Here is a 6,716-nt window from a genome sequence, read left to right on the forward strand (position 1 = left end):
CATCAGTGGCCATCGCGGGGTCGACGCTCGCGAGGGAATTGAGGATGGGTTCGAGAATCACGTCGAACTCGTCGGCGTTGGCCGTTGCAGCGGTGACCAACGGTGTCATGCCGAAGGCGAAGAACGCCCCTGCGGAAACCGCAAGGCCAACTACCTGGATGCTGTGATGACGCGCCATCTGGCCCTTCCTAAGACACACGTTGGCTATGAGTCGGGCGCGCTTCAACCTAACAAATTACTTAGAAACAATCTAGATTTTCCTGAGTAGGGCGGTGCTAGATCTTCAAATATCCCTTGTCGGCGGGGATTTGAGCCGCCGTTACCAGCGATGAGGCATCGCTGGCCAGCCACACCACGATGTCGGAGATCAGGTCCGGGGCGGCGAGCGATTCTGTCGGCAGCGCGCCGGGGGAGAAGCTGTGGATGTAGTTCGGGTGGTCTGCAAACACCTGGTACATCGAGACGTCGTTGCCCATCGGGGTGTCGGTGCCGTACGGGTGCACGGAGTTGACCCGGATGCCGAACTCGCCAAGTTCCACGGCAAGCGAGTTGGTCAGCCCGACCACGCCGAACTTGCTTGCGGAGTAGTGGCCGCAGCCGGGAACGGCCTTGATCCCGGCCGCCGAACTGATCGTGATGATCGACCCGCCGTTGCCGGCGTCGATCATCGGTGGCACCACCGCCTTGATCGTGTTCCACAGCCCGGTCAGGTTGATGTCGAGGGTGTCCTGCCACTGTTCTGCCGAAATCTCCCAGAGCCGGCCCCAGTTCAGCACTCCGGCGTTGGCGACCACGATGTCCAGCCGGCCGAACTGTTCGACGGCGTCGCCGACCGCCCGCTGCTGCCCGGCCGCGTCGCGCACGTCGACTTCCGCGGCGATGATCTTGCGTCCCTCACCCTCCACCAGATTCACCGTTTCGGCGAGGTCCTCCGGCTGCGCCGGCGGATAGCCGTTGTGCGCAGTGACCGGTCCGCAGGCGTCGATCGCGACGATGTCGGCACCAGCCCTGGCCAGCCTGATGCAGTGCGAGCGACCCTGGCCGCGGGCAGCGCCGGTCACGTAGGCAACCTTGCCGGCCAATGGGAGATCGGTAGTCGTCATACCGGCAAGCGTAGGCGCCACTGCGCTTAGCCGCGGCGGGGCCGAGTGAGGGTGAATTCTTCGACCACGCTGATCGCCCCGTAGGGCCCGTTGACCGCGTAGTGCGTTGCTTTGATCGACGTGTTGCCGCCCGGCGAGCCCGGGTCGACGTCGAAAGCCACAAAACCGTAAGGGTTTTCGCGGTCGCGAAACGCCGACCACGGCGCGTCTTCCACCACGTAGATGGGTGCCTTGCGTCCGATCGCCGGATCGAGTTGGCCGACGCTGGTTAGCACGCGGCATTTGGGCTCGGGGAAGAACATGGTGTTCGACGGCGCCGAGGTGCCGCCACCGCCAATGACCAGGTGGACGGTTCCCTTGCTGGTGTCGATCACGTCGCCGCGGGTTTCGACCGGGATCGGCGTTTTGGTTTCGGTGTCTTGTGCTCCCCGCACCGGATGCGAGCGTTCGTAGTGGTGCTCGTGACCGCACACCACCAGGTCGACCTGGTAACGGTCGAACAGCGGCAGCCAAACCTGGCGGATGCCCAGGTCGGCGCCGTTAGTGTGATCCGCGGTGGAGATCGCGGTCTGGTGCATGCAGACGACCACCCAGTCGACTCGCGGGTCGGCTCGTGCGGCGGCGAGTTCGGTTTCCAGCCAACGCTTTTGCGCGCCACCCGAGTAGCCGTGTACGTAGAAGTTGCCGCCGTCCTGGAAGCAGACGTCGTCGTTGTTGAGGCTGATCACTCGCACCGACCCGGCGGTGAACGAATACCACAGCCCGCGGAGTTCGGCGTCGGATCCCGAGTCGGGCAATGCGAAGTAGGTCTGGTATGCGGCGTAACCGACCGGCCCGTTGCCTAATTCGTTCTCATGGTTGCCTGCCGCCGGCATCCACGGGCGGTAGCGGGCCGAGCGGGTGTTGTTGTCGAACCAGTCCGACCAGCTGCGGATGCGGTCATGCGCGAGGTTGGCGTAGCACAGGTCGCCGTTGACCAGGTTGAACAGCGGACCGAGACGTTCGATGGCAGTGGTGGTATCCCCGGCGGCCGGGGAGCCGAGATTGTCGCTGCGGTAGCTGGTGTTCTTCAGTCGGCCAAGGGTCGGCGTTGCCTGGTCCCCGAAACTGGTGAAGCGAAACGGGTTTCGCCCGGACGGCGCAGTTCGGACTGTCCCCAGCTCGGGGTTGGTGCCGTCGTGCACCGCGGCGTAGACATAGTCGGTGTTGGGAGCCAGGTTGTCGAGCACGGCGTGGTTGACGCGAACTTCGGTCTTGGACTTCGCATCTCGGTAGGTGCGGGTCTCGGCTGGCACGACGCGGCCGAAACCGGACGTTGGTGTGCCGACCATGACCCGCGGGTTGTGAACGGGATCGGTGGTGTGCCAAGAGACAACGACTTGGGTGGACGCATCTTTGCCGAACTGCAGATGCAGGCCGCCCACCGGTTGCGCCCCGCTCCGATCGGGCCGGGCCCACAGACTGGGACCGCGCCCCGGTGACCCGAGCAACGCAACACCGCCCGCGCCGACACCCGCACCGACGATGGCCGCCGTCGCGCCCGTCGTCAGTAACGTCCGGCGGTTGATTCCGTCGCTCACCCTTCCTTCATACCGGCCCGCGAGTGTGGGGTTGATGCACGCTTATCCACAGAAGGCGTGACACACGCCCACATTCGACGGTCTGCCCGTGCCAACGTGACCGGATGGGGGAGCCGGATTGGCCGTTCATCGGCAGCGAAGCGCTGGCCGCGGGCCAAGTCAGCAGACGGGCACTGCGCAGTCACCACGAGATGGTCTACCGCAACGTCTACCTGCGCAAAGACCGGCAGGTTACCCCCGTCAGCCGCGCGATCGCGGCGTGGCTGTGGTCGGGTCGCACCGCCACCGTTGCCGGGCTGTCTGCGGCCGCGTTGCATGGGACGCGATGGATCGATCCGGGCCTACCGGCCGAGCTGAATCGGGCCGAAGGATGCCCCACAGGGGGCATTGTTATCCACCGCGAGGCCCTATCGGCTGATGAATCATGCTTGGTCCGCGGGATACCGGTAACCACGCCCGCGCGCACCGCCTTCGACCTCGGGCGGCGAAAAGGCCTGACCGCTGCCGTCATTCGGCTCGATGCGCTGGCCAACGTCACCGGGCTGACCCCTGCGGCCGTCAGAGCCGTCGCCGAACGTCATCCCGGTGCGCGTGGTTTGGTTCAACTGCGACGCGTAATCGAGCTGATGGACGGCGGAGCCGAGTCGCCGCAGGAAAGCCGGACACGGCTCGTGCTCGTCTGGTCCGGGCTGCGCAAGCCGGAGACGCAGATCGCGGTGCACGATCGTTTCGGCTATCCGTTCGCCCGCATCGACATGGGCTGGTCGGAGTGGAAGGTCGGCGTGGAGTTCGACGGCGCGCAGCACTGGACCGACCCGGCGCAGCGGACGGCTGACATCGACCGTTACGCCGAACTGGCCGCCCGCGGCTGGATCATCATCCGGGTCAGCAGCGAACTGCTCCGCTATCGGCCCGCGGTCGTAGTTGCCCGTATCTGCGACGCGCTCCGGGCGGCTGGCTGCCCCTGGGTCGCCGAGTGTGAGGTTAATGCACGCTTTTCGGCGTAAAGCGTGACACGAGCCCACACTCGACGGCGGGTGCCCGTCGACGCGGCGCGCGCAGTACGCGCAACACGCCGGCGCTGATGCGGTGATGGTCTTGCCAGTGTCTTACTAGAAACTGTCGGAACGGGAAATTTTTCAGCATTTTCACAGTATTGGTCAGGCGATCGGGATTCCGATCATGATGTAAGAACAACCCGGCCACTAGTGGGGTTGATATGAGCCCGGAACTGTTGGTGCGGATGTTTGACACCATCGACAACGTCTCTATGGTCAAAGAGTCCACCGGTGACCTTTCCCGGATGCAGCGCATGGACAAGCTCAACGGGGGCCGGCTGCCGTTCTACAACGGCAGCAACCCGCTGGTGCTGGACGCGCTGCGGGCAGGTGCCGCCGGTTGGTGCACGGCCGCGCCGTGTCTGCGCCCACAGCCCTGCATCGACCTGTACGATGCGGTGCGCGCTGGCGAATTACCAAGAGCGCAAACCATTTACACCGAGCTCAAGCCCCTGCTGGAGTTCATCGTGGCAGGCGGGCTGGCCACCAAGGTCAAGGCCGGGTTGGAGTTAATTGGTGCGGGAGTTGGGGATCCGCGCGGGCCACTGCTACCGCTTGACGACGACGGGCGAGTTGCGCTGCAGAAGTTACTGACAGACGTCTAATAACACCGGCCAACGTGATACAGTTCAGTGCGTTGCGCTCTTGTCCAAGAGCATCCTGTCTGAACGTCAAGAAAAATGTTGATGCGAGCTGAATGTCTTTGCTATTTTTCAGTACAACAGGCGGGTTCGTGATTTACGATTGCCCCACCGTTAGGCCCCCGGACCAACGCTTCCCGCATTAAGTTAATTATATTAACTGTCGCGGGCGGCTGACCGGGGGTTTGACGTCATCTCAAGGAGGGCGCAGGTGTCGTTCGTAACTACGCAGCCGGAAGTGTTGTCGGGTGCTGCAAGCAGTTTGGCTGGTGTCGGTGACGCGATGGTGGCCCGTAATACGGCTGCGGCGGCGCCGACGACGGGGTTGGCCCCGGCGGCATCCGACATTGTGTCGGCGATGACCGCGGCCCAGTTCGGTCAGCAGGGCGTGGCGTATCAGCAGATCGCCGCCCAGGCGGCGGAGGTACATGAGCAGTTGGTGGCAGCATTGCGCTCCGGTGCGGGGGCCTATGCGGTGACAGAGGCGGCGAATGCGGCATTTGCGGGGTAACGGGGGCGTGACCCGATGAGCTTTATGATGTTCCCGCCCGAGCTCAACTCGGCCTTGATGTATTCCGGAGCGGGGGCGGGGCCGTTGATGGCGGCGGCGTCGGCCTGGGACGAGTTGGCCGCTGACCTGGAGACCACGGCCACCTCGTATCAATCGGTGATCCAGCAATTGACCGGCGGGCCGTGGTTGGGTCCGTCCTCGGCGCGGATGGCTTCGTCGACGGCGCCGTACATCGCGTGGTTGCAGGCCAGCTCGATTCAAGCCGCTCAGACCAGTGCCCAGGCCAGGTTGGCTGCTGCCGCCTATGAGGGCGCGTTTGACGCGACGGTGCCGCCAGCGGTGATCGCGGCCAACCGGGCGTTGTTGATGGCGCTCATCGCCACCAACTTCCTGGGCCAAAACACCCCGGCGATCGCGGCCACCGAGGCGCACTACATGGAGATGTGGTTCCAGGACGGCCTGACGATGGACACCTATGCGCTGGTCTCCCAGCAGGCCACCGCATTGCCGCAACAGACCGCCGCACCGACGACCAGCGACGGGGGGACGTCCGCCAACGCGGCCGCGGCCGCCCAGTCGGCGGCGAATACGACGTCCACGTTGGGCACCGACCTGCAGGCGCTGCTCAATGCCTACCTGGGAAACGCTCCCGCCGGGCAAACAGTAGCGGGGAACTGGAGCGCCGTGTTGGGCGATCTTGGCGTACCAACGAGTTTGCAGACCGGGCTCGTGAGCGCGGCTACGACGAGTGTGAACACCTCCGTCGGGTCGATCCTTCCGATTCAGGCCGCCTACTACGGGACGATGCTGGCCAGCATGCCGGCCCGCATGCTGATCAGCATGGCCAACTCGATGAGCGCCAGCCAGGCGTTGCAGGCGGGCAATCAGGCGATGCTGGCTGACGTCTCCAAAGTCCTCGACGGCAAGATGCAGGCCATGATGGGGGGCATCCAGGGCGAGATGCGGGCGTGGGCGCAGTCGGTCGGTGCGCAGCTGGCCTCGGCGCAACGGTTGGGCGGGCTGTCGATACCGAATGGTTGGGCGAACAGGGCGCCGGAGATGGCTGTTCGTGCCGCCCCGGTATTGCCCGAAACCAGTGTCAGCCCGATGAACCCGTCCGCGGGTCTGCCCAATAGCCCGTTCACCCAAGCTCTCATGGGTTCGCTCAGCGGGCGCGGTATGGGCACCCAGGCTGCCAAGACAGCTCCCGTGAAAGTCGAAACCCGCACGCCGGCCGGCGGGTGAGAGGTGGGGGGATGCTGTTGTCGCACAATGTATTAACGCTGAAATGACATCGAAATAAGGAGAAAGAGTTATGCCTACGCGTTTTATGACTGACCCGCACGAGATGCGGTCGATGGCGGGCCGTTTTGATGTGCACGCCCAGACGGTGGAGGACGAGGCCCGCAAGATGTGGGCATCGAGCCAAAACATTGCCGGTGCCGGCTGGAGTGGCACGGCCCAGATGACGTCGTATGACACCATGGGCCAGATGAACCAGGCCTTCCGCAATATCGTCAACATGCTCCACGGTGTGCGCGACGGGCTGATCCGGGACGCCAACAACTACGAAACCCAAGAGCAGGCCTCTCAGCAGATCCTGTCCAGCTAGCCCATCTCTCAAGCTATTTAGGAGAACATCGAAATGTCGATCAGTTATCAGTTCGGCGACGTGGACGCCCACGGTGCGTTGATTCGCGCCCAGGCCGCGTCGTTGGAGGCCGAGCACCAGTCCATCGTGCGCGATGTGCTGGCCGCCGGTGACTTCTGGGGCGGTTCGGGTTCGGTGGCCTGCCAGGAGTTCATCACCCAGTTGGGCCGCA

The 6,716-nt window shown here is 64.3% G+C and carries 7 protein-coding genes and 1 pseudogene; 6 read left to right on the plus strand and 2 right to left on the minus strand.

Annotated features, from left to right (window positions below; translation table 11 throughout):
* Positions 1-275: 275 nt before the first annotated feature.
* The gene (locus WAN71_RS25185) at positions 276-1,103 is read right to left on the minus strand and encodes a mycofactocin-coupled SDR family oxidoreductase (protein ID WP_422227933.1); all 828 of its coding nucleotides are present in this window, start codon (positions 1,101-1,103) and stop codon (positions 276-278) included.
* 26 nt (positions 1,104-1,129) lie between these two features.
* On the minus strand, positions 1,130-2,683 hold the full coding sequence (locus WAN71_RS25190) for a purple acid phosphatase family protein (protein ID WP_422227934.1): 1,554 nt from the start codon (positions 2,681-2,683) through the stop codon (positions 1,130-1,132).
* Between the two features lie 104 nt (positions 2,684-2,787).
* On the opposite strand from WAN71_RS25190, the gene WAN71_RS25195 reads away from it, so the two are divergent.
* The 6 genes and pseudogenes from WAN71_RS25195 to WAN71_RS25220 form a co-directional block, all read left to right on the plus strand.
* A complete protein-coding gene (locus WAN71_RS25195; protein WP_422227935.1) occupies positions 2,788-3,690 on the plus strand; it encodes an endonuclease domain-containing protein in 903 nt (300 codons plus the stop codon).
* A 43-nt stretch (positions 3,691-3,733) separates the two neighbouring features.
* Positions 3,734-4,346 (plus strand): annotated as a pseudogene (locus tag WAN71_RS25200) (dihydrodipicolinate synthase family protein); the annotation flags it as partial.
* Positions 4,347-4,593: 247 nt separating this feature from the next.
* On the plus strand, positions 4,594-4,893 hold the full coding sequence (locus WAN71_RS25205) for a PE family protein (RefSeq protein ID WP_422227936.1): 300 nt from the start codon (positions 4,594-4,596) through the stop codon (positions 4,891-4,893).
* Positions 4,894-4,908: 15 nt separating this feature from the next.
* Positions 4,909-6,138: a PPE family protein gene (locus tag WAN71_RS25210; protein WP_422227937.1), complete on the plus strand. Its 1,230-nt coding sequence runs from the start codon at positions 4,909-4,911 to the stop codon at positions 6,136-6,138.
* Positions 6,139-6,208: 70 nt separating this feature from the next.
* Positions 6,209-6,505 (plus strand): WXG100 family type VII secretion target, encoded by a 297-nt coding sequence (locus WAN71_RS25215; RefSeq protein ID WP_422224927.1) that lies wholly within the window; start codon positions 6,209-6,211, stop codon positions 6,503-6,505.
* 33 nt (positions 6,506-6,538) lie between these two features.
* The coding region (locus tag WAN71_RS25220) for a WXG100 family type VII secretion target (RefSeq protein WP_422227938.1) at positions 6,539-6,716 on the plus strand (178 nt) is incomplete at its 3' end.

It is taken from the genome of Mycobacterium sp. (assembly GCF_049280035.1).
Taxonomy (GTDB): domain Bacteria; phylum Actinomycetota; class Actinomycetes; order Mycobacteriales; family Mycobacteriaceae; genus Mycobacterium.

Excerpts from the sequence above, each read along its gene's own strand:
- WAN71_RS25185 (WP_422227933.1), bottom strand. The coding sequence starts at position 1,103 with ATGACGACTACCGATCTCCCATTGGCCGGCAAGGTTGCCTACGTGACC.
- WAN71_RS25210 (WP_422227937.1), top strand. The coding sequence starts at position 4,909 with ATGAGCTTTATGATGTTCCCGCCCGAGCTCAACTCGGCCTTGATGTAT.
- WAN71_RS25195 (WP_422227935.1), top strand. The coding sequence starts at position 2,788 with ATGGGGGAGCCGGATTGGCCGTTCATCGGCAGCGAAGCGCTGGCCGCG.
- WAN71_RS25215 (WP_422224927.1), top strand. The coding sequence starts at position 6,209 with ATGCCTACGCGTTTTATGACTGACCCGCACGAGATGCGGTCGATGGCG.